The sequence below is a fragment of the Streptomyces sp. Root1310 genome (genome assembly GCF_001426425.1).
Taxonomy (GTDB): Bacteria; Actinomycetota; Actinomycetes; order Streptomycetales; family Streptomycetaceae; genus Streptomyces.
Map to the genome: position 1 here is coordinate 789465 of NZ_LMEQ01000012.1, position 22598 is coordinate 812062.

General features: G+C 72.8%; 14 protein-coding genes. 11 read left to right on the plus strand and 3 right to left on the minus strand.

The window, feature by feature from the left end; translation table 11 throughout:
- Positions 1-145: 145 nt before the first annotated feature.
- From ASD48_RS21715 to moeZ, 9 genes are all read left to right on the plus strand, one after another.
- Positions 146-1864, plus strand: a complete 1719-nt coding sequence (locus ASD48_RS21715) for an ABC transporter substrate-binding protein (protein WP_057603297.1) — start codon at positions 146-148, stop codon at positions 1862-1864.
- Between the two features lie 4 nt (positions 1865-1868).
- The gene (locus ASD48_RS21720; protein WP_057603298.1) at positions 1869-2918 is read left to right on the plus strand and encodes an ABC transporter permease; all 1050 of its coding nucleotides are present in this window, start codon (positions 1869-1871) and stop codon (positions 2916-2918) included.
- Entirely contained in the window at positions 2915-3913 is a 999-nt protein-coding gene (locus tag ASD48_RS21725; protein WP_057603299.1) for an ABC transporter permease, read from the plus strand. Before ASD48_RS21720 ends, ASD48_RS21725 begins: the two co-directional genes overlap by 4 nt.
- A complete protein-coding gene (locus ASD48_RS21730) occupies positions 3910-5664 on the plus strand; it encodes an ABC transporter ATP-binding protein (RefSeq protein WP_057603300.1) in 1755 nt (584 codons plus the stop codon). The genes ASD48_RS21725 and ASD48_RS21730 overlap by 4 nt, the downstream gene beginning before the upstream one ends.
- A gap of 213 nt (positions 5665-5877) precedes the next feature.
- Positions 5878-7641 carry a DUF3492 domain-containing protein gene (locus ASD48_RS21735; protein WP_057603571.1) on the plus strand — a complete coding sequence of 588 codons (1764 nt, stop codon included), beginning with the start codon at positions 5878-5880 and terminating at the stop codon, positions 7639-7641.
- The gene (locus ASD48_RS21740; protein ID WP_199875891.1) at positions 7638-8969 is read left to right on the plus strand and encodes a hypothetical protein; all 1332 of its coding nucleotides are present in this window, start codon (positions 7638-7640) and stop codon (positions 8967-8969) included. Before ASD48_RS21735 ends, ASD48_RS21740 begins: the two co-directional genes overlap by 4 nt.
- Positions 8970-9350: 381 nt before the next feature.
- Entirely contained in the window at positions 9351-10313 is a 963-nt protein-coding gene (locus tag ASD48_RS21745) for an NAD-dependent epimerase/dehydratase family protein (RefSeq protein WP_057603302.1), read from the plus strand.
- Complete coding sequence (locus ASD48_RS21750; protein ID WP_057603303.1) at positions 10301-11059, plus strand: spherulation-specific family 4 protein; 759 nt, start codon at positions 10301-10303, stop codon at positions 11057-11059. Before ASD48_RS21745 ends, ASD48_RS21750 begins: the two co-directional genes overlap by 13 nt.
- Before the next feature lie 63 nt (positions 11060-11122).
- Positions 11123-12301 (plus strand): adenylyltransferase/sulfurtransferase MoeZ, encoded by a 1179-nt coding sequence (moeZ, locus tag ASD48_RS21755; RefSeq protein ID WP_020130817.1) that lies wholly within the window; start codon positions 11123-11125, stop codon positions 12299-12301.
- Between the two features lie 26 nt (positions 12302-12327).
- On the opposite strand, the gene ASD48_RS21760 is transcribed toward moeZ, so the two are convergent.
- From ASD48_RS21760 to ASD48_RS21770, 3 genes are all read right to left on the minus strand, one after another.
- Positions 12328-13926, minus strand: coding sequence for an alpha/beta hydrolase (locus tag ASD48_RS21760; protein ID WP_242432671.1), 1599 nt, complete (start codon positions 13924-13926; stop codon positions 12328-12330).
- A 139-nt stretch (positions 13927-14065) separates the two neighbouring features.
- Positions 14066-15604 (minus strand): alpha/beta fold hydrolase, encoded by a 1539-nt coding sequence (locus ASD48_RS21765; RefSeq protein WP_057603304.1) that lies wholly within the window; start codon positions 15602-15604, stop codon positions 14066-14068.
- 74 nt (positions 15605-15678) lie between these two features.
- A complete protein-coding gene (locus tag ASD48_RS21770) occupies positions 15679-18366 on the minus strand; it encodes a lysylphosphatidylglycerol synthase domain-containing protein (protein ID WP_057603305.1) in 2688 nt (895 codons plus the stop codon).
- Between the two features lie 188 nt (positions 18367-18554).
- Between ASD48_RS21770 and ASD48_RS21775 the strand changes: the two genes are divergently transcribed.
- Complete coding sequence (locus ASD48_RS21775) at positions 18555-18941, plus strand: MGMT family protein (RefSeq protein WP_057603306.1); 387 nt, start codon at positions 18555-18557, stop codon at positions 18939-18941.
- A gap of 293 nt (positions 18942-19234) precedes the next feature.
- Positions 19235-22564, plus strand: coding sequence for an ATP-dependent DNA helicase (locus ASD48_RS21780; protein WP_079073891.1), 3330 nt, complete (start codon positions 19235-19237; stop codon positions 22562-22564).
- The last annotated feature ends 34 nt before the right edge of the window (positions 22565-22598 follow it).

Consider the following 22598-nt stretch of genomic DNA (forward strand, 5'->3'; position numbering starts at 1 on the left):
GGCCCCGTCACGGCTCGGCTCTTCGACGACCCGGCGCCGGGGCAGACGTCTGTTCACATTCGTCTCACTCCTCGTCCACATGTCTCGGATACCGAGATGCCCCGGCAGGGGCGGCGAGACCGCCAACCGAGAGGTCGTCATTCCGATGCGTCAACCGTCCCTCATAGCGCGCCGCGTCGCCGCGGCATCCGTCAGCCTGGTGGTGGCCGCGGGTGCCGCGGCCTGCGGGCCCGAGGACAACGATGCCAAGGCCTCCGGCGGCGACTCCGCCCCGCACCAGGGCGGCACGCTCACCATCCTGAACCGCAACCCCCAGCAGGACTTCGACCCGGCGCGCCTCTACACCTCCGGCGGCGGCAAGGTCCCCACCCTGGTCTTCAGAACCCTCACCACGCGCAACCGTGAGAACGGCGCCCCCGGCACCGACGTCGTCCCCGACCTCGCCACCGACACCGGGCGCCCCAACCAGGACGCCACCGAGTGGACGTACACCCTCAAGGAGGGTCTGAAGTACGAGGACGGGACCGCGATCACCTCGGCCGACATCAAGTACGGCATCGAGCGGTCCTTCGCGCCCGAGCTCTCCGGCGGCGCGCCCTACCTGCGGGACTGGCTCGTCGGCGCGGCCGACTACCAGGGGCCGTACAAGGACTCCAAGGGCCTCGCCGCCATCGAGACGCCGGACAGCCGCACGATCGTCTTCCATCTGAACAAGCCCGAGGGCGAGTTCCCGTACCTGGCCACGCAGACGCAGTTCGCGCCCGTCCCGAAGGCCAAGGACACCGGTACGAAGTACGAGGAGCACCCGGTCTCGTCCGGCCCCTACAAGGTCGTCAAGAACGAGAACGACGGCGAGCGGCTCACCCTGGAGCGCAACACCCACTGGTCGGCGAAGACGGACGCCGAGCGCAAGGCGTACCCCGACACGATCGACGTACGGTCCGGGCTCGACTCCTCGGTGATCAACCAGCGGCTGTCCGCTTCCCAGGGGGCGGACGCCGCCGCCATCACCACGGACACCAACCTCGGCCCTGCCGAACTCGCCAAGGTCAGCGGGGACAAGGAACTCGCCGCCCGGGTCGGCACCGGCCACTTCGGCTACACCAACTACATCGCGTTCAACCCGAACGTGAAGCCGTTCGACGACATCAGGGTGCGCCAGGCGATCTCGTACGCCGTCGACCGGTCGTCGGTCGTCAACGCGGCGGGCGGCTCGTCGCTCGCCGAGGCCGCCACCACCTACCTGCCGAGCCAGAAGTCCTTCGGCTACGAGCCCTACGACCTGTTCCCGGCGGGTGAGACCGGCGACGCGGCGAAGGCCAGGGAACTGCTGAAGCAGGCCGGTCACCCGAACGGGCTGACCATCACCCTCACCCACTCCAACAGCCAGGACTTCGAGACAAGCCCGGAGATCGCGACCGCGATCCAGGACGCGCTCAAGAAGGCCGGCATCACCGTCAAGCTCCAGGGTCTGGAGGAGAACGACTACTCCGACACGATCCACGACGTGAAGACCGAGCCCGGCTTCTTCCTGGCCCACTGGGGCGCGGACTGGCCCTCCGGCGGTCCGTTCCTCGCCCCGACCTTCGACGGCCGGCAGATCGTCAAGGACGGCGCCAACTTCAACACCGGCTTCCTGAACGACAAGTCGGTCAATGCCGAGATCGACGCGATCAACAAGTTGACCGACCTCGACGCCGCCGCCAAGAGGTGGGGCGCACTGGACAAGAAGATCGGTGCGCAGGCGCTGACCGTGCCGCTGTTCCACCCCGTCTACAAGCGGCTCTACGGCGAGGACATCCGCAACATCGTCATCAGCGACTGGGACGGCGTCCTGGATCCCTCGCAGGTAGCGGTGAAGTGACACCGTGAGCGAGGCAGTCACCAGGACGGCCGCCGAGGCCGTCCTCGCCGCCCGGGCCCCCGGGACGGACCCCGCGTCCGTCCCGGGGGCCTCGGGCGCCCGTCAGTTCTGGCGGCGGCTGCGCGCGCAGCGCGCCGCCCTCGTCGCGGCGGTCGTCGTCGCGCTGCTCGTCCTGGTCGCGCTCGCCGCGCCGCTGCTCACCGCCCTCGAGGGCCAGGACCCGACCACCTACCACCCCGCCCTCATCGACTCCGCGCGCGGGGGCGTGCCGGTCGGCCCGCTGGGCGGCATCGGCGGCGACCACTGGCTCGGCGTCGAACCGCAGACCGGGCGCGACCTGTTCGCCCGACTCGTCCACGGCGCCCGGGTGTCGCTGGGCGTCGCGCTGGCCGCGACCGTCATCCAGATAGCCCTCGGTGTCACCCTGGGCATCGCCGCCGCGCTCGGCAGTCGATGGGTTGATCAACTGTTGAGCCGGATCACCGACATCTTCGTCGCCCTGCCGCTGATGATCATGTCGTTGGCGCTGCTCGCGATCGTCCCGGCGAGCTTCCCCCGGCCCGTCCTGGTCACCCTGGTCATCGGGCTGCTCTCCTGGGGCAACATCGCCAAGCTGGTGCGCGCGCAGACGCTCACCCTCAAGGGCCTCGACTACGTCTCGGCGGCCCGGCTCAGCGGCTGGAACACCTGGCGGATCGCCCGCCGGGAACTGCTGCCCGGGCTCGCCGCCCCCGTCATCACGTACGCGGCGCTGCTCGTACCGCAGAACATCACCGTCGAGGCCGCGCTGTCCTTCCTCGGGGTCGGTGTGAAGCCTCCGACGCCGTCCTGGGGGCAGATGCTCACCGCCGCCGACGTCTGGTACCAGGCGGCCCCGCAGTACTTGCTGCTGCCCGCCGGCGCCCTCTTCGTGACCGTCCTCGCGCTGACCGTCCTCGGTGACGGCGTGCGCACGGCGCTCGACCCGCGCGCGGCGTCCCGGCTGCGGGTCGGGACGGGGCGCCGGCGGGAGCACCGAGCGGACACCGCGGCCGAGAAGGAGACGACCTCATGAGCGGCTTCGGCGGCTTCGTGCTGCGCCGGGGGATCGGCACGATCCTCACCCTGTTCGCCATATCGGTGATCGTCTACGTGGTCTTCTACGTCACCCCCGGCGACGTCGCCCAGATCACCTGCGGGCCGCGCTGCTCGCCTGCCCAGGTGCACCAGGTCGCCCAGCAACTGCGCCTCGACGAACCCCTCTACGTGCGGTACGGGCACTTCGTCGAGGGTCTCGTCGCCGGCCAGGACTACTCGACCGGCACCTCCGTGGAGCACTGCCCGGCGCCCTGCCTGGGGCTGTCGTACCAGAGCGATCAGCAGGTCACCCGGCTGATCCTGACCAAGCTGCCGGTGAGCCTGTCGCTCGTCCTCGGCGCGATGGTGGTGTGGCTGGTCCTCGGCGTCGGCACCGGCGTGCTGTCGGCCTGGCGGCGCGGGCGGCTCACCGAGCGCGTCCTGACCGCCGTCACCCTCGCCGGAACGGCCACGCCCGTGTTCGTGATCGGCCTCGTCCTGATGATCGTCGTCTGCGGCGAGCTCGAACTGCTGCCCTTCCCGCAGTACGTGAACCTCACCGACGACCCCGAACAGTGGGCGTGGAACCTGCTGCTGCCCTGGCTCTCGCTCGCCCTGATCGAGGCCGCCTCGTTCGCCCGGCTGACCCGCTCGTCGATGCTGGAGACCCTTGCCGAGGACCACATCCGCACCTTCCGCGCGTACGGCGTCGGCGAGCGGTCCATCATCGGGCGGCACGCGCTGCGCGGGGCGTTCGCGCCGGTCATCGCGCTGAACGCCAACAACTTCGGCTCGGCGGTCGGTGGCGCGGTGCTCACCGAGACCCTCTTCGGGCTCCCCGGCATCGGCCGGGAACTGGTGCACGCGGTCAACGTCGTGGACCTTCCGGTGGTCGTCGGAATGGTTCTGGTCATCGGCTTCTTCGTGGTTCTCGCCAACGCCGTCGCGGACGTCCTGTACGCGGTGGCCGACCGACGGGTGGTGCTCGCATGAGCCTGGTGGAAGTCACGGACCTGACGGTCGGGTTCGGCGGGCTGCGCGCCGTCGACGGCCTCTCCTTCCGGCTGGCGCAGGGCGCCGCCCTCGGCCTCGTCGGCGAGTCCGGCTCCGGCAAGTCCACGGTCGCCTCGGCCCTCCTGGGGCTGCACCGGGGGACGGGGGCCGCCGTCGGCGGTTCGGTACGGGTCGCCGGGACCGACGTACAGGCCGCGTCCGACGAGGAACTGCGGCGGCTGCGCGGCGGCCGGGCGGCGATGGTCTTCCAGGACCCGCTGTCCTCCCTCGACCCGTACTACGCGATCGGCGACCAGATCGCCGAGGTGTACCGCGTGCACACGCGCGTGTCGCGCCGTACGGCACGCGCGCGTGCGGTGCAGGTCCTGGACAGGGTGGGCATTCCCGACCCGGTCCGGCGCTCCCGGTCGCGGCCGCACGAGTTCAGCGGCGGCATGCGCCAGCGCGCCCTCATCGCCATGGCGCTGGCCTGCGAACCCGACCTGCTGATCGCCGACGAGCCGACGACCGCGCTCGACGTGACCGTCCAGGCCCAGATCCTCGACCTGCTGCACACCCTGCGCGAGGACACCGGCATGGGGCTGCTGCTGGTCACGCACGACGTGGGAGTGGCGGCGGAGAGCGTCGACGAGGTGCTGGTCATGCGGCACGGCCGGCTCGTCGAGCACGGGCCGGTCGAAGCCGTGCTGGCGGCCCCCGCGCAGCCGTACACCCGCGAGCTGCTCGGAGCCGTGCCCCGGGTGGAGGCACGCCGCGAGGTCGGGGGCGGGGCCCGGACGCCGGACGTCCCGCGTCCCGACGTGCCGCGTCCCGACACACCGCGTCCTGACGTACGACAGCCGGACGCGGGCGGGACACCGCCGGGCGGGACCCAGCCGGACGGTCCGCGGGCGGACGGGCGGCGTACGGCCACCGAGCCGCCGGGCGAGGTCGTGCTGGAGGCCCACGGGCTGCGCCGCGAGTTCGGGCGCGGCAAGCGGGCCCTCGCGGCCGTGGACGGCGTGTCGCTGACCGTCCACCGGGGCGAGACCCTCGGCGTCGTCGGGGAGAGCGGCAGCGGCAAGACGACACTCGGCCGGATGCTGGTGGGACTGCTGGAGCCGACGGCCGGCGAGGTCCGGTACGAGGGGCGGGTGTCGTCCGGGGTGAACCCGACCGTGCAGATGGTCTTCCAGGACCCCGTCTCCTCGCTCAACCCCCGCCGCAGCGTCGGTGAGTCCATCGCCGACCCGCTCCGCGCGCGCGTGCGCGGCGTGCGGGGGAGGGACGAGGCACGCGTCAGGGCGCGCGTGACGGAACTGCTGGAGCGGGTGGGGCTCGAAGCCGCGCACTACGACCGCTATCCGCACGAGTTCAGCGGCGGTCAGCGTCAGCGCGTGGGCATCGCGCGCGCACTCGCGGCCGACCCGCGCGTCATCGTGTGCGACGAGCCGGTCTCCGCGCTCGACGTGACCACCCAGGCCCAGGTCGTCGCCCTGCTCGGCGAGCTCCAGCGCGAACTCGGTCTCGCGCTGGTCTTCGTCGCCCACGACCTGGCCGTGGTGCGCCAGGTCAGCGACCGGGTCGCGGTGATGCGGCGCGGCCGTGTCGTCGAGGAGGGGCCCGCCGACGAGGTGTACGAGTCGCCACGGGACCCGTACACCCGGCAGCTGCTGGCCGCCGTACCGGCGCTCGACCCGGCGGTCGCCGCCCGCCGACGCGCCGAACGACGGGAGCCGGCCCTGGCCTGAGACCCGTGGGGTGCGGGGGACATGACGTTTCGCAGTCGGATGATCTCCTAGCGCTACCGAACGCGACCCGCACGGGAAAGTTACGACCGTTCACCCCTTTTGGTGGTGCGACGGACAACCGTCCGCCGCACCACCACCTTGTCCGCATACGTTCGTCCCGCTGCGAGCCGCCGGGTCAACGGCGGCTCCCCAAACGGGAGATCGGGAGTGTGCGTGCGCATCGGACTGCTGACGGAGGGCGGCTATCCGTATCTGAGCGGTGACGCCGGACTCTGGTGCGACCGGCTCGTGCGCGGGCTCGGGCAGCACGAGTTCGACGTCTACGCGCTCAGTCGTGCCGAACTCCAGGAGGAAGCGGGCTGGGTCGAGCTTCCGCCGCAGGTCAGCCGGGTGCGCACCGCACCGCTGTGGACGGCCGAGGACGACGGGGTCGCCTACGGCAGGCGTGCGCGCCGGCGCTTCACCGATTGCTACGGCGAGTTGGCGACCGCGCTGTGCGAGGGGGATCCCCCGGGACCGGCGGGCCCCCCGGGGGCCGCTGCCGCCGTTCAGGCGGACCGTTTCGCCAACGCGCTGTACGGCCTCGCCGAACTCGCCCGGGACGAGGGCGGCCTGGTGGGGGCGCTCCGCTCGGAGACTGCCGTGCGCGCTCTGGAACGTGCCTGCCGCGCGCCCGGCGCGCTGCGCACGGCGCGCGAGGCGCGCGTACCCGAGCTGCTCGCCGTCGCCGCGCACCTCGAACGCGCCCTGCGCCCCCTCTCGCTCGACTGGTACGGGGACGAGGGCGGCGCGGACGAGGGGCTCGGCGCGGTCGACCTGTGCCATGCCACGTCCGGCGGCGCGGCGGCCCTGCCCGGGCTGCTCGCACGGCACTTCTTCGACGTGCCGCTGCTGGTGACCGAGTACGGGGTCCGCCTGCGGACGCACTATCTGAGCTCGGGGACGGGCCCCTCGCCCGCGGGGTCCGCGGCCGCGTCCGCCGAGGCGGCTCCCGCCGTACGTTCGCTGGTCGCCGCCTTCCACGGCCGGCTCGCCGCCGAGGTGTACCGGCAGGCGGCATGCGTCACCCCCGGCAACGCACACGCCCGCCGCTGGCAGGAGCGATGCGGTGCCGACCGCGCCAAACTGCGCACCGTCTACCCGGGCATGGACCCGTCCCGCTTCGCCGAGGCGGGCGACTCCCTCGACACCGCCGATCCGCACACCCTGGTCTGGGTCGGCCGGGCGGAACCGGCCAAGGACCTGGTCTCCCTGCTGCACGCCTTCGCGGAGTTGCGCAAGCAGGAACCGCGCACCCGCCTGCGGATCATCTGCGCCCCGGCCGGGGCGGAGGGGCAGGCCTACCTCGGCCACTGCAAGATGCTGGCCGCGCAGCTCTTCCCCGACGAGGCGGACGGCCCGCACGCCGTCGGTGACAACCCGGTGTCCTTCGAGGAGATCGGCGGCCCGGACGCGCCCACCCTCGCCGAGGCGTACACGGCCGGTGCGGTGGTCGTCCTGTCAAGCGTCGTCGAGGGGTTCCCGGTCGGTCTGGTCGAGGCGATGTTCTGCGGCCGCGCGACCGTTTCGACCGACGTCGGCGCGGTGGTCGAGGCCATCGGCGGCACGGGGCTGGTCGTTCCGCCGCGCAACCCGCGGGCGCTCGCCGAGGCGTGCGTGGCGCTGCTGCGCGACCCCGAGCGCCGTGCACGCCTGGGTGCGGCCGCCCGCGCCCGAGCCCTGGAACTCTTCACGGTCGAGCAGAACATCACGGCATTTCACGGCATCTACCTGGAGCTCGTCGCCCAGGCCCCGGTAAGGCGATTCCCCTTCGACGACGGCGATCCCCGTCCCTTCGCCGTCCCGGCCGAGGCGTGTCTGACGGGTCACTGGACCGGTCCCGACGAGCGTGTCCCCGCCGGGGGCGGACCGGGCTGGGCAGCAGGGCCGGCGGCACGCGTCGCCTCGCCGATCGCCGCGACGGAGGGTGCACGATGAGCGGGCTCGAAGAACTGGACAGACCGGGAACGCCGGGTACACAGGGTGGCTCGGACGCACCGTCGACGCCGGGTGCTCCGGGTGCTCCGGGTGCACCGTTATCGGCGGGTGCACTGGATATGCCGGGAACGCCCTCGCCGGGCACGCCCGGAGCGCCGCGGGGCGCGGAGTCACCGGGGAGACTCGGCGCGCGCGTCGACGCCGGTGCCGAGGGGCACACATCGGCCGCTCCCCGCCGAGGCGCCGCGGACCCGGTCAAGGCTCTGATGCACCGTCACCGTGAGCTGTGCGAACGCGCCGTCGACCCGCTGGAGATCGCGGCGGGCCTGGAGGCCCACGGGGTCACCGACCGCACCGCCGCGCGCTTCCGGCACCGGGACGTCTTCTCCCTCGCGGAGGAGATGTACGCGCGTGTCCCCCGGGACGGCGACGCGGCCCCGCCCGCGACGGTCACGGCGACCGCGCGGCCCCGCCTGGACCGGGCACTGCTCACCCTCCTGCCGGGCGTCCTGTGCGCCGCCGCCGTGACAGGTGTGCGCCTCACCCACGGGCGCACGTGTCTGCTCGTCGCCGCCGCGGGCATCCTCGCCGTCGCCCTCGCCCTGCGTGCGGTCCTGCGCCGGGGCCCACTGAGCCCGCACCGCGGCGCCCATCCCGGCCCGCACCGGACAGGTGCCTGGACCTGCTGGCTCCTCGGCTACGCGGCCCTCGGCGACAGCCTTCTGCGTGCCGCTGTCGCCGGAGGTCCCGACGGCCTGCCCGACGGGACGACGGGCGGCCCCTGGCCGTTCGCCGCCGCCCCGCTGCTGACCCTCACCCTGGCCTGCGCGCCGGCCGCCTGGAGCGCCCGCCTCCTCGCCGTACGGGCAAGGCGCCGCCTGGACACCAGCCGTGGCCTGGAGGAGTTCGCCGCCTCCGTACAACCGCTGCTGCTCGGCACCTTCGCCCTGTTCCTGTGCGCGCTGGCCGCGTTGACCCCGCTGTGCGCCGCGATCCTGGGTGAGCCGGCCGAATACGGCCACACCCTCACCCTGGGCGCGCTCCTCTTCCTCGCGCGTCTCCTCACGGTGCACGGCTTCACCCACGCACCGGCGGTCGCCCTCGGAGCCGCCGGCACGGCGGAGGCGCTCGCCCCGGCCACGGTCTTCGCGGGCCGGCTTCCCGGCTGCGGCTTCCTGGCCACTCCCGTGGAGAGCCTGGTGGCCACCTGGGGCCCGGCCGGTGTGCCGTCCCTCGTCTGTGGAACCGCCGCGCTGACCCTGCTGTTCCACGCGACCCGCACGCTGGCCAGGGCCTCGGCCCACGCACGAACGGACCAGCCGTGCTGAGGGAACCAGCCGTCCTCAACGGACCAGCCGTGTTGAAGGAACCAGCCGTCCGCAACGGACCAGCCGTGCCGACCCCTGTCCGCCCCCGTGCCCGCCCGCCCCTTCGGCGCCTGCCGTCGGTGGCGCGGCCACCGCGCACGGCGCACGCCCCGCCGCACCCGGATGACGCGACGCACGTGTTCCTCCACCCAGCCGCACCCCACCGCAACACGCTTGAAGGAGAGACCAGATGACCACCTCCCGATCCGGAGCGACCGGAGATACCGGGGCACCCGCGGTCACGGGCGCCCCCGCGGTCGCAGGAGCAGCCGGAGGACACGCGGCGAGCGGGGCCCCCGCGGCCCCGGCCACAGCCACCGCGCACACCCCGGGAGCCGCACGATGAGGGTCCTGCTGATCGGAGCCAACGGCTATCTCGGTCGTTTCGTCGCCGACCGTCTGCTCGCCGACCCGGCGGTCCAGCTCACCGCGCTCGGCCGCGGCGACGACGCCGACGTCCGCTTCGACCTCGCGTCCGGCAGCCCCGGCGCGCTCACCCGCTTCCTCGACGCGGTCCACCCCCAGGTCGTCGTCAACTGCGCCGGCACCACCCGGGGCGGCGCCCGCGAACTGACCCGGCACAACACGGTCGCCGTCGCCACCGTCTGTGAGGCCCTGCGCCGCAGTGGCTGCGGCGCCCGTCTCGTGCAGATCGGCTGCGGCGCCGAGTACGGCCCGAGCCAGCCCGGCTCCTCGACGGCCGAGGACGCCGTGCCCCGCCCGGGCGGCCCGTACGGCGTCAGCAAGCTCGCCGCCACCGAACTCGTCCTCGGCTCCGGTCTGGACGCCGTCGTGCTCCGGGTCTTCTCGCCCGCGGGTCCGGGCACGCCCGCCGGCTCCCCGCTGGGCCGGCTCGCGGAGGCCATGCGCCGCGCCATGCAGTCCGGCGACGGCGAGCTCAAGCTCGGCGGACTCGGGGTGCAACGCGACTTCATCGACGTCCGGGACGTCGCCCGCGCCGTGCACGCGGCCTCGCTCTCCGCCGCGCAGGGCGTCATCAACATCGGCTCGGGCCGCGCCGTCCGCCTGCGCGACGCCGCCGCGATCCTCGCGCGCGTGGCCGGATACGGCGGCGCGCTGCACGAACTCGACGGGGCGCCCGGCGTCCACCTCAGGCCCGCCATCGGCCACCCCCGCCCCGAGTCCGACCACGCGGGTCCCGTCGCGTACCCGTATCCGGACGGCTGCGGCAGCTGGCAGCAGGCCGATGTGCGGACCGCGCGCGACCGGCTCGGCTGGCGGCCCCGCATCAACCTCGAGGAGTCCCTCGCCGACATCTGGATGGAGGCGGCATGTCGTATCTGACCGGAACCCCGGCGGGCACCGCGAGCGCCGGCACCACCGACGTCCGCACCGGCTTCGGCGTCCCCGGCATCGCGCATCCCCTTCTCGCACCGACCGAGTGGCGCGATCTCGCCCGGTCCGGCAGACCCCTGCACTGGGTCGTCCTCGACGTCGCCGACGGCCCCGGCGTCCGCCCCGACCCGCGGTGCCTGGAGGCCGCGGGCCGGCTGCGCAACGCCGGCGTCCGGGTGCTCGGGCGTCTGGACACCCGCTACGGCGCCCGTCCCTTCGCGGAGGTGATCTCCGACGCCCAGCGCCACCTCGACTGGTATCAGGTCGACGGCTTTCTCCTGGACCGGTGTCCGGCCGGGCGCGCCCAACTCCCCGGACTGCGCCGCACGCTCGGGACACTGCGCACCCTCGGCGACGCGCCCCACCTCGTCCTCGGGCACGGCACCCACCCGTATCCCGGCTACGTCGAGCACGCCGACCAGGTGGTCACCTTCTGCGGCTCCTGGAGCGACTACCGCTGGTCCCAGGTGGCCGAGTGGACGGCGGAGCACCCGCCCGAGCGCTTCTGCCACCTCGTGCACGGCGTGCCGCGCGGTCACCTCGACGAGGCGCTGCGCATCGCCCGCTGGCAGGGCGCCGCGACGATCTGGTTCACCGACGGCACCGACCGCGGCGGCCTTGTCGACCCCTGGGAGACCATGCCCGGCTACTGGGACGAACTCGTCTCGCGGATCGGAACGGGTGTCTCGGAATGAAGAAGGCCATGGCAGTGTTACGGGGAGAACAACTGTAGTGATCGACCGACCAACGGAGTCCCCGTGTCGTTGCCACCCCTGGTCGAGCCAGCCTCTGAGCTCACCGTAGACGAGGTTCGCCGGTACTCCCGCCACCTGATCATTCCCGATGTCGGGATGGACGGGCAGAAGCGGCTGAAGAACGCCAAGGTGCTCTGTGTGGGCGCCGGCGGCCTGGGCTCGCCGGCGCTGATGTACCTGGCCGCGGCGGGCGTGGGCACGCTCGGCATCGTGGAGTTCGACGAGGTCGACGAGTCCAACCTGCAGCGGCAGATCATCCACAGCCAGGCGGACATCGGCCGCTCCAAGGCCGCGTCCGCCCGCGACTCCGTCCTCGGCATCAACCCGTACGTGAATGTGGTCCTGCACGAAGAGCGGCTCGAGGCCGACAACGTGATGGACATCTTCAGCCAGTACGACCTGATCGTCGACGGCACGGACAACTTCGCGACCCGCTACCTGGTCAACGACGCGTGCGTGCTGCTGAACAAGCCGTATGTGTGGGGCTCGATCTACCGATTCGACGGCCAGGCGTCCGTCTTCTGGTCCGAGCACGGTCCCTGCTACCGCTGCCTCTACCCGGAGCCCCCGCCGCCGGGCATGGTCCCCTCCTGCGCCGAGGGCGGCGTGCTGGGCGTGCTGTGCGCGTCGATCGGCTCCATCCAGGTCAACGAGGCGATCAAGCTCCTCGCGGGCATCGGCGAGCCGCTGGTCGGCCGCCTGATGATCTACGACGCCCTGGAGATGCAGTACCGCCAGGTCAAGGTCCGCAAGGACCCGGACTGCGCGGTCTGCGGCGAGAACCCGACCGTCACCGAGCTCATCGACTACGAGGCCTTCTGCGGCGTCGTCTCCGAGGAGGCCCAGGCGGCGGCCGCCGGCTCGACGATCACTCCCAAGCAGCTCAAGGAGTGGATCGACGACGGCGAGAACATCGAGATCATCGATGTCCGCGAGCTCAACGAGTACGAGATCGTCTCCATCCCGGGCGCCAAGCTGATCCCGAAGAACGAGTTCCTGATGGGCACCGCCCTGGAGGCCCTGCCGCAGGACAAGAAGATCGTTCTGCACTGCAAGACGGGTGTCCGCAGTGCGGAAGTCCTCGCGGTGCTGAAGTCCGCGGGCTTCTCGGACGCCGTGCACGTCGGCGGCGGCGTGATCGGCTGGGTCAACCAGATCGAGCCGAGCAAGCCGATCTACTGACCCGGCTGTTCCCTTCGCGCGCCGGGTCACCCGGTCCGGTCGGCGGGGGCTTCCGTCTGCGAGAGCAGGGCCACGGAGGTGAGGGCGGCGGTGTCGGGCGCGTAGGCGCCACCGGGGCCCATGAAGCGGACGGTCTCGCCCGGCTGGACGCGGGCGGCCCACGGCCCGGCCCCCTTCCAGGTGAGCAGCACACCGACGCCCTTGCCGAGTTCGTCCGCCATCTTCCGCGCGCCCTCGTACGGCGTCGCCGGGTCCCCGGTGTTGCCGACCAGCAGGATCGGCGCCGCCCCCGCCGCGCTCACCTCCGGGGTGTCGTACTGCCCGGCCACCGGCCAGTCGTGGCACCAGCCGGCCGTGTCCCAGCCCAGGAAGTCCCCGAACACGGGTGAGATCTTCTCGAACTCCGGCAGCAGCTTCTTCGTCTCCTCGGCGGTCGGCCGCTGCTTGTCGTCCAGGCACGATATGACCCGTTGCGAGTGGGTCGTCGTGCCGTAGTGCCCCGAGGTGTCCCGCTCGTTGTAGCCGTCGGCGAGCGTCAGCAGTTCGGAGCCGTCCCCGTCCTCCGCCGACTTCAGGGCGCTGGTCAGGCTCGGCCAGCCCTGCTTGCTGTACAGCGGCAGGACGATGCCGGTGACCGCGAGCGTCTGCGTCAGCTTGCGCCCGTCCGACGTGGGGAGCGGGTCGCTGTCGATCCGGTCCAGCAGATCCGCGATCTTCTTGCTGCCCTTCGCGGGGTCCTGGCCCGTCGACTCGAGGTAGTCGTCCAGTGCCCGCTGGAAGCCGCGTGCCTGGTTCCGCGCGTGGCCCACCGAGTCGGCGCTCGGGTCGACGACCGCGTCGAGGATCAGTCGCCCGACGTTCTTCGGGAACAGGTGGGCGTACACACCGCCCAGTTCGGTGCCGTAGGAGATGCCGAAGTAGTGCATCTTCGCGTCGCCGAGGACCTCGCGCATCAGGTCCATGTCGCGGGCGGTGTCGGTCGTCGACACATGCGCCAGCAGCGTGCCGGCGGCCTTCTCGCAGCCCTCGCCGAACGCGACGGCGTCGTCGAAGTACGCCTGTTCCTCGGCCGGGGTGTCCGGGGTGGAGTCGAGGGACTCGGCGGCCTGGATGCCCTTGTCGGTGCGGCAGCGGACGCCCTCGCTGGCGCCGACCCCGCGCGGGTCCCAGCTCACCAGGTCGTACTGCTCGCGGAGCTTGGAGTACGCGGAACCGTAGGAGGGGAGCGTGGACACCCCCGAGCCGCCGGGGCCGCCGAAGTTGAAGAGCAGCGAGCCGGCCCGCTTGCTCCCCTCCGCCCGGGACTTGGTGCGCACCAGAGCGAGGCCGATCGTGTCGCCGTCGGGCTTCGACCAGTCCAGTGGCACCTTCAGCGTCGCGCACTGCCAGTCGCTGCCCGGCGCGGCGGAGTCCGCGGTGGCCTTGCAGCGTCCCCAGTCGAGCTTCTGCCCGGTCAGCGAGGCGGGCAGCGCGGCCGTCGTGGCGGTCGCGTCGGAGGAGGCGGTGGGCTGCGCGTCGGCCGTGCCGCCCTTGTCGTCCCCGTCCCCGTCCGACGCGCCGCTACAGCCCGCCACCAGCAGGGCCGCGGCGGCCCCCAGTGCCGTCCACCGTACGAATCGCGCCATGTGCACTTCCCCCCTTGCAGGCCGTCCGCGCTCGGCGGCGAACGGCTGTCAGGCCATATTAGGCGGGCGCACGGGCCGCCCGTCGGGGCCTGTGGATAACCATTTGACCTGCGGGTTTCTCGGGGAATTCGCGGCGGCGTCAGGAGCAGATGGTCCCCGCGGCCGGCACCTTGCCGTTCAGCAGGTAGCCGTTCACCGCCGTCTGCACGCACGGGTTCTTGCTGCCGTACGCACCGTGACCCTGCCCCTGGTACGTCAGCTCGACCCCGACCCCGCGGCCCAGCGCGGCCGCCATCTTGCGGGCTCCCTCGTACGGGGTCGCCGGGTCGCCGGTGTTGCCCACGACGAGGATCGGCGCCGAGCCGGGCGCGCTCACGTCGGGATGGTCGGCGGCGCCGGGGACGGGCCAGTCGGTGCAACTGACCATGCCCCAGGCCAGGAAGTCCCCGAACACGCTGGAGGCGGCCCGGAACTCCGGCAGCCGCCGCTGCACGTAGGCGGTGGAGTAGCGGGGCTTGTCGTCGGCGCAGTTGATGGAGATGTTGGCGGCCGCGATGTTGCTGTACTCGCCGTTCTCGTTGCGGCCGTTCATCAGGTCGGACAGCAGCATCAGGATCTTGCCGTCACCGGCGTAGGCCTGCTCCAGACCCTCGGTGAGGTACTCCCAGAAGTCCTTCGAGTACAGCGCCTGCGCGATGCCGTTGGTCGCGGCGCTCTGGGTCAGTTCGCGCGGGAAGATGCCCGGGATCGGCTTGCCGTCCAGGCTCTCGAGGAGCCTCGCGATCCGGTCCTTCACGTCCTGAGCGGTGTCCCCGACGGGGCAGTCCTCCGTCTTGGAGACGCAGTCCTCGGCGAAGTTGTCGAGGGCGAGCTGGAAGCCCTTGGCCTGCCCGAGCGAGCCCTGTTCGGACGTCTGCGTGGGATCGACGACCGCGTCGAAGACGGCGCGTCCCACGTTCCTGGGGAACAGGTGGGCGTACACACCGCCCAGTTCGGTGCCGTAGGAGACACCGAAGTAGTGGAGCCGGTCGTCGCCGAGGACCTGGCGCATCAGATCCATGTCGCGGGCCGCGTCCGTGGTCCGCACGTGCGGCAGCATCTTCTTCGCGTTCTTCTCGCAGGCCGCGTTGAAGTCCTTGGTGTGCTCCAGCAGAGCGGTGCGCTCGACGGCGTCGTCGGGTGTGCCGTCCTGCTGGAAGTACGCGTCGAGCCGCTGGTCGTTCTCGCAGCGCACCCCGGCGCTGCGGCCGACCCCGCGCGGGTCGAAGCTGACCAGGTCGTAGCGGGTGCGCAAGGCCGCGTACTCCTCGCCGAAGGCGGGCAGGGTGGAGACGCCCGAGCCGCCGGGCCCGCCGAAGTTGAAGACCAGGGAGCCGATCCGGTCGCGCTCGTCGCCGCTCGTCCTGGCCCGGATCAGCGCGATGTCGATCGTGTCGCCCTCGGGGTCGTCCCAGTCGAGGGGCGCCTTCATGGTGGCGCACTGCCACTCGTCGCCGTCCGGCAGCGGCGACGGGGCACTCCCGCCGCCCTCCGCCTGGGAGGGGGCCGGGCAGTCCTTCCAGCTCAGCTTCTGTGCCGTCAGGTCCTCGTCTGGCGCGTCGTCGCCGCAGCCCGCCACCATGGAGGACAGCAGCAGGGCGGCGGTCACGGCGGCGCGCAGGCGGGAGGGGTTCGGCATGATCCCATCCTGCGGTCGTGCCCGGGCACGCGCGCGGGGCGCGGGCCGTACGAGGTACGGGCGCCGGCGCCCTCCTACAGGGCGCCCTTGCGGGTCAGGTGGTTGAAGGCCAGCCAGCCCGGCAGTACCGGCAGCCACAGGGTCAGCAGACGGAAGAGCAGCACCGCGGGAGCGGCGACCTCCTTGGGCAGACCCACGGCGATCAGACCGACCGTCAGGGTCGCCTCGACGGCGCCGACTCCGCCCGGCGTCGGGGCGGCGGAGCCGAGCGCGTTGCCCGCCAGGAAGACGACGGCGACGCTGGCGATGCTGATCGAGGTCGACTCGTCGCCGAACGCGCGGATCGACGCGTCCAGGCACATCACGAAGCAGGCGGTGAGCAGGAGCATGCCGCCGATGCCGGTGACCAGCTTCTGCGGCCGCTGCAGCACGTCCAGCATGCGCGGCACGACACCGGCGAACAGGGACCGCACGCGCGTGACGACGAACTTGCGCAGGAACGGCACCGAGGTCACCACGAGCACGAGCACCGCGACCGTGAGCAGACCCGCGATGACGGTGCGGGACGGCGACAGCGACGGCGTCTTCTCGGTGCCGGTCAGATAGCCGAAGGACAGCAGCATCAGGATGTGGCAGCCGAGCCCGAACAGCTGAGAGGCGCCGACGCTGGCCACCGCGAGACCCGGGCGCACCCCCGCGCGCTGGAGGAAGCGGGTGTTGAGGGCGACCCCGCCGACCGCGGCCGGTGCCACGATCTTCACGAACGAGCCGGCGACCTGCGCGGCCACGGTCCGCGGGAACGGCACCCGCTCCGGCACGAACCCCAGCAGGCTCATCGCCGCGGCGACGTAGCTCACCGCGGAGAAGAGCACGGCCGCGGCCACCCAGCCCCACTCGGCGTTGGCGATGAGCGGACCGAACTCGATGTGGGTGAGCTGCGTCAGCAGGAAGTAGGCGCCGATGGCACCGGCGATGAAACTCATCAGGGTGCGTGGCCGCACCCGCTCCAGCCGGGCCGGCTCGACCGGCGCCTGGGGCCGGATCAGCAGCACCTCGTGCCGGATCTGCGTCAGCAGATCCTCCTCGCGGGCCTCTTCCAGCGCGTCGTCGATGGCGCGCTTCTCGGCCCGCGCCTCCGCGCGGACGGCCTTCTTGTCCGGCTTCTCGAGCACGACGGGCGAGGTGTCGTGCCCCGCCGCCTCCAAACGGGCCTGCTTGGCCTGCTGCGAGGCCTCCAGGACCGCCTCGCGTTCCCGTTGCGCACGCTCGCGTGCCAGTCGGCGCAGCGTCGCGCGCGTGGAGCGGGTCAGCGCGATGGGCTGGAGCATCGGCAGACAGTCCGCGACCGCGTCCGGTCCGAGCACGCCCACCGCGGAGGCCACCGCCCGTTCGGCGCCCACCAGCAGGCCGAGCGTCGTCACCAGCTGGGCGACGTCCATGCGCAGCAGCAGGTCGCCGGCCGCGATCTCGCCGCCGCGCAGGTCGGTGAGGATCACCGCGCCGGAACGATCCACCAGGATCGCGTCACCCGCGAGCCGGCGGTGCGCGATGCGCCGCGACTGCAGTGCCTGCACCTGGTGCCAGGTGTTGCGCAGCAGGTCGTCGGTGATCTCGTCGTCCGCCAGTGAGTCGAGGGTGCGGCCGCCGGTGTGCTCGTAGACGAGCATGACCGCGTCGGGACCGAGCTCGGAGGTCGCGATCAGCTTCGGCGCGTTGGCGCCGGCCGCGATGGCCGCGTAGGCGAGCAGCGCCTCCTGCTCGAGCGCCTGGCGCAGCGACTGGAGGCTGCTGCGGGTGGCGAAGCCGCGCAGGGTCAGATTGCGCCACGCCCGGTAGAAGAACCCCTGGGCCTGCTGTTCCCGGTCGACGACCGTGACGTCGAGCGGTGGACCGTCCTCCAGGGTGACGAAGTAGCGTCTGCCGCGATCGTTCTCCGTCGCTTCCGGCCCCTCCTCGCGGGCGGCGCTCACCGGGCGGAAGCCGACGTGCCGCAGGCCGGCCATCAGTGTCCGTCCCGTGGGGCGCACGTTCGGGGAACCGACCGCGTACAGCGTCCCGTACGCCACCGTCCAGCCGATCAGCACCGTGAGGATGATCGAGAACGGTGTCGTGTAGCCGGTGACGAGCATCGAGAAGGCGTCGAGGAGCAGCACGATCCACAGCACCGAGCGCCAGCGCGGCCGACGGGACATGCCGACGGCCGTCATATAGGCGATGACGGGCGCGAGGTAGCCGTGCACGGGGTCGGTGAGGGCGTGGATGTCACCGGGGGAGGGCTGGGTGAGCGCCTCCTGGATCGAGCCCGGGGCGGCCTTGGCGACCCACAGGTCGGTGGCGAGGGTCACACCGTGCGCGAGGACCGCGGCGAGGACGCCGTCGGCGATGCGCAGCCCGTCGCGTTTGATCAGCCGCTCGATCGCGAACGCCACCGGCACCAGCAGGATCGCGATGCTGGACGCCAGCCCCGCGATCTTGATGAGGAGATCGGGCGCCTGTCCGGTGCCCTTGTTGATGTCCTGTTCGAGACCCGAGGTCGTCCCGTGTGCGAAGGCGGCGATGCCCAGGAGCAGGGCCACGGCGAGCACGCCCACCAGCAGCCGCATCAGGTCGGAAGGACGGTGCACGCGCGCGGGGAGCAGTGGTTCGTCGCCCTCGACCTCGTCGATGTGCACCTCCTCCCGTGCCTCGTCGGCGGTGTCCGGGCGCGGGCCGGCGTCAGAGGTGCTTTCCGCGCCCTCAGGATGCACGCCCTGCTGCTTCATCGTCTCTTCTTGATCTCGTATCACCGGTGTCACCGCCCGCACGATGGTGGCATGCCCCACCGACACACGGGGGCATCAGGGTGCAAACGCGGGGGCGCACAGTCTGCCTGAAGCGCCGCCCGGGGGCGAGGGTCACACAGCGTCGCCGGCCCGTCGCATTGTCGGTGCCGTGGGGCAGGATGGGGCGGATGAGCGAGCAGAGCCTTCCGGACGACGCCCGCCCGGAGTACACGGACACGCTGCCGGAGTACGCCGAGCGGGTCCTCGAGGTCGCGGAGCTGATCCCGCCCGGGCGGGTCATGACGTACGGGGACGTCGCGGAGTGGCTGGAGGAGGGCGGGCCGAGACAGGTGGGCCGGGTGATGGCCCTCTACGGCGGCGCCGTCCCGTGGTGGCGAGTGGTCCGCGCGGACGGGATGCTGCTCCCGGGCCACGAGCTGCGGGCGCTGGCCTGCTACCGCGCCGAGGGCACTCCCCTGAAGCAGGCGAGCAGGGCCGCCCAGGGGCACCTGCCCCGCCTCGACATGAAGCGGGCGCGATGGGACGGCGGCGAGCGCGCGGAAGGTCACACCTGACAGCTTCCGCCATCGGGCGGTGTCGAGGGGACCTTGTGGCCCGTACGGGGGAAACGGTGCAAAGGGGGCACGTCCGCGGCATGGCGTACGTTCGAGGGGCGAAGGACGTGCGTGGCATCCGGGCCGGGAGGAGCGTGAGGGCCGCGAGGGCCCCGAGAGAAGAATCGGAAGCCGTCCGTCCGGCCCGCTCGTCGGCGTAGCGTCGGCTGCGCGCGTCCCCCTCATCCCGTGATCACCGCTCGCCCCGATCGGTGCTCCGTCAACCAGTACACCCACCAGGACCGGCGAACCACGTGAGCTCCTCTTCCTCCACCAGACGCCTGTCGCACCCCCAGGGGCGACAGGGGGACCGTGGCGCTTACCGACTGGTGCGTACCCCGTCGGCCCGGGTGGGTCCCCCTCGTCTGGACGCCGCACAGCGCTCCGTGGTTGACCACGGTGCCGGCCCCCTGCTCGTCCTCGCGGGTCCCGGCACCGGGAAGACCACCACCCTCGTCGAGTCCGTGGCGGCCCGGATCGCCCGCGGGGGCGACCCCGAGCGCATCCTGGTGCTCACGTTCAGCCGCAAGGCGGCCGTGGAGCTGAGGGACCGGATGGCGCATCGCATGGGCGCCGCCCGCGCGCCCCAGGCGACCACCTTCCACTCGTACTGCTACGCCCTGATCCGCGCCCATCAGGACGCCGACCTGTTCGTGGAACCACTGCGGCTGCTGTCGGGACCCGAGCAGGACGTGGCCGTCCGCGAGCTGCTCGAGGGCCAGCTCGACCTGCAACGACTGGGTCTGGCCCATGTGCGCTGGCCGGACGAGCTGCGCGCCTGCCTCACCACGCGCGGCTTCGCCGACGAGGTCCGCGCGGTGCTCGCCCGCAGCCGCGAACTGGGCCTCGACCCCGCGGCCCTGGACGCCTTCGCGCACCGCATCGGCCGCCCCGACTGGCGCGCCGCCGCCGCCTTCCTCGCCGAGTACCTCGACGTGCTCGATCTGCACGGCGTGATCGACTACGCGGAACTCGTCCACCGCGCGGTCCTCCTCGCCCACCGCCCCGAGGTGGCCGAGCGGCTCGCCGCGCGGTACGACGCCGTGTTCGTCGACGAGTACCAGGACACCGACCCGGCCCAGGTCCGGCTGCTGCACGCCCTCGCGGGCGGCGGCCGCAGCCTCGTCGCCTTCGGCGACCCCGACCAGTCGATCTACACCTTCCGGGGCGCCGACGTGAACGGCATCCTGGACTTCCCCGACGCCTTCCCCCGCCCCGACGGCCGCCCGGCCCCCGTCGAGGTCCTGCGCACCTCACGCCGCTCCGGTGCCCGCCTCCTGGCCGCCACCCGGCTGCTCACCCAGCGGATGCCCCTGACCCGCCTCCCGGCCGAGAAGGTCCGCGCCCACCGCGAGCTGGCCGCCGCACGCGACGGCGGCCGCGTCGAGGTCTACACGTACCCGACCCCCGGCACCGAGCTGGACAACGTCGCCGACATCCTGCGCCGCGCGCACCTGGAGGACGGCGTGCCGTGGAGCGAGATGGCCGTCCTGGTGCGCGCCGGCTCCCGCACCATCCCGACCGTCCGCCGCGCCCTCACCGCCGCCGGTGTCCCCCTCGACATCGACGGCGACGATCTCCCCCTGCGCCACGAACCCGCCGTGGCACCCCTGCTGGCGGCCCTGCGGGCGGTGGCGGCGGCGGAGGCCTCCGCAACGGCACCGACGGGGGACGAGGACCCCGAGGCCGGCGCGGACGCCTGCTGGCTGGACACCGAGACCGCCCTCACCCTCCTCGCCTCCCCGCTCGCCGGCATGGACGCCGCCGATCTGCGCCGCCTCGGCCGGGCCCTGCGCGAGGAGGAGCGCGCCGCGGGCAACGCGCTGCCGCCCCCCTCCGACGAACTGCTCGCGCGCGCCCTGGCCGAGCCGGAGCGGCTGGTCGCGCACGACCCCACGTACGCGCGCGGTGCCCAGCGTCTCGGCGCGCTGCTGGCGGCGGCCCGGCAGGGCCTCGCGCGCGGCGGTACGGCCGAGGAGGCGCTGTGGGGCCTGTGGGACGGCACGCCCTGGCCCACGCGTCTGGAGCGGGCCGCCCGGCGCGGCGGCGCGGCCGGGCGCAACGCCGACCGGGACCTGGACGCCGTGTGCGCGCTGTTCGCCACCGCCGCGCGCGCGGAGGAGCGCACCGGCGGCCGGGGCGCCCTGAACTTCCTGGCCGAGATCGAGGCCGAGGACATCGCCGCCGACACCCTCACCCGGCGTGCCGTGCGCCCCGACGCCGTACGTCTGATGACCGCCCACCGCGCCAAGGGCCTGGAGTGGAGCCTGGTCGTCGTGGCAGGCGTCCAGGAAGGGCTGTGGCCGGACCTGCGCCGCCGGGGCTCCCTCCTGGAGGCGGACCGGATCGGGCGGGACGGACTCGCCGAGCCGCTCACCCCGGGAGCGCTGCTTGCCGAGGAGCGCCGCCTGTTCTACGTCGCCGCCACACGCGCGCGGGAGCGGCTCGTCGTCACCGCCGTGAAGGCGCCAGCCGACGACGGCGACCAGCCCTCCCGCTTCCTGACCGAACTCGGCGTCGAGCCCAAGGACGTCACCGGCCGCCCGCGCCGCCCCCTGGCGGTCGCCGCGCTGGTCGCCGAACTGCGCGCCACGACGGTCGACCCACGGGCCTCCGCCACCCTCCGGGAGGCCGCCGCCCGCCGGCTGGCCCGGCTGGCCGCGCTCGCCGACGAGGACGGCAGGCCCCTGGTGCCGTCCGCCCACCCGTACCGCTGGTGGGGCATGTTCGAGCCGACCGAGAGCAAGGTGCCGCTGCGCGACCGAGACCAGCCCGTCGTGCTCTCCGGCAGCGCCCTCGACCAGCTCGCCAACACCTGTGCCCTCCAGTGGTTCCTGGGCCGCGAGGTGAAGGCGGACGCCCCCGCCACCGTCGCCCAGGGGTTCGGCAACGTGGTGCACGTACTCGCCGACGAGGTCGCCTCCGGGCACACCCCCGCCGACCTCGACGTCCTCATGGAGCGCCTCGACTCCGTGTGGAACGCCCTCGCCTTCGACGCCCCGTGGAAGTCCGCGCAGGAGAAGACACACGCGCGCGTCGCGCTCGAACGCTTCCTGAAGTGGCATGTGATGGACCGCACGGGCCGCACACCGGTCGCCAGCGAGCACGATTTCGACGTCACCCTCGAAGCGGGCGAGTACGAGGTACGCATCCGCGGCCAGATGGACCGCGTCGAGGCCGACGCCGAAGGCCGTGCCTACGTCGTCGACTTCAAGACCGGCAAACACGCGCCGACCGCCCGCGAGGTGGAGCGTCACCCCCAGCTCGCCGTGTACCAGCTCGCCGTCCGCGAGGGCGCCGTCGACGAGGCCTTCGACGGCGTACGGCCCGCACCGGGCGGCGCCGAGCTCGTCCAGCTGCGGCAGAGCGCCGCCAAGCGGGACGGCGGCGAGAGCCTGCCCAAGGTGCAGGCGCAGGAAGCCCTCGAGGGCGCGGCGGGGGAGTGGGTCGGTGACCTGCTCGCCACGGCGGCCGGCAAGGTCCTCGACGAGCGCTTCACACCGACCGCGGGCCAGCAGTGCACCCACTGCGCGTTCCGCGCCTCGTGCAGCGCCCGGCCCGAAGGACGGCACGTGGTCGAGTGACAGACCCGTGTGACGGACCGCACCACAGGCGTTG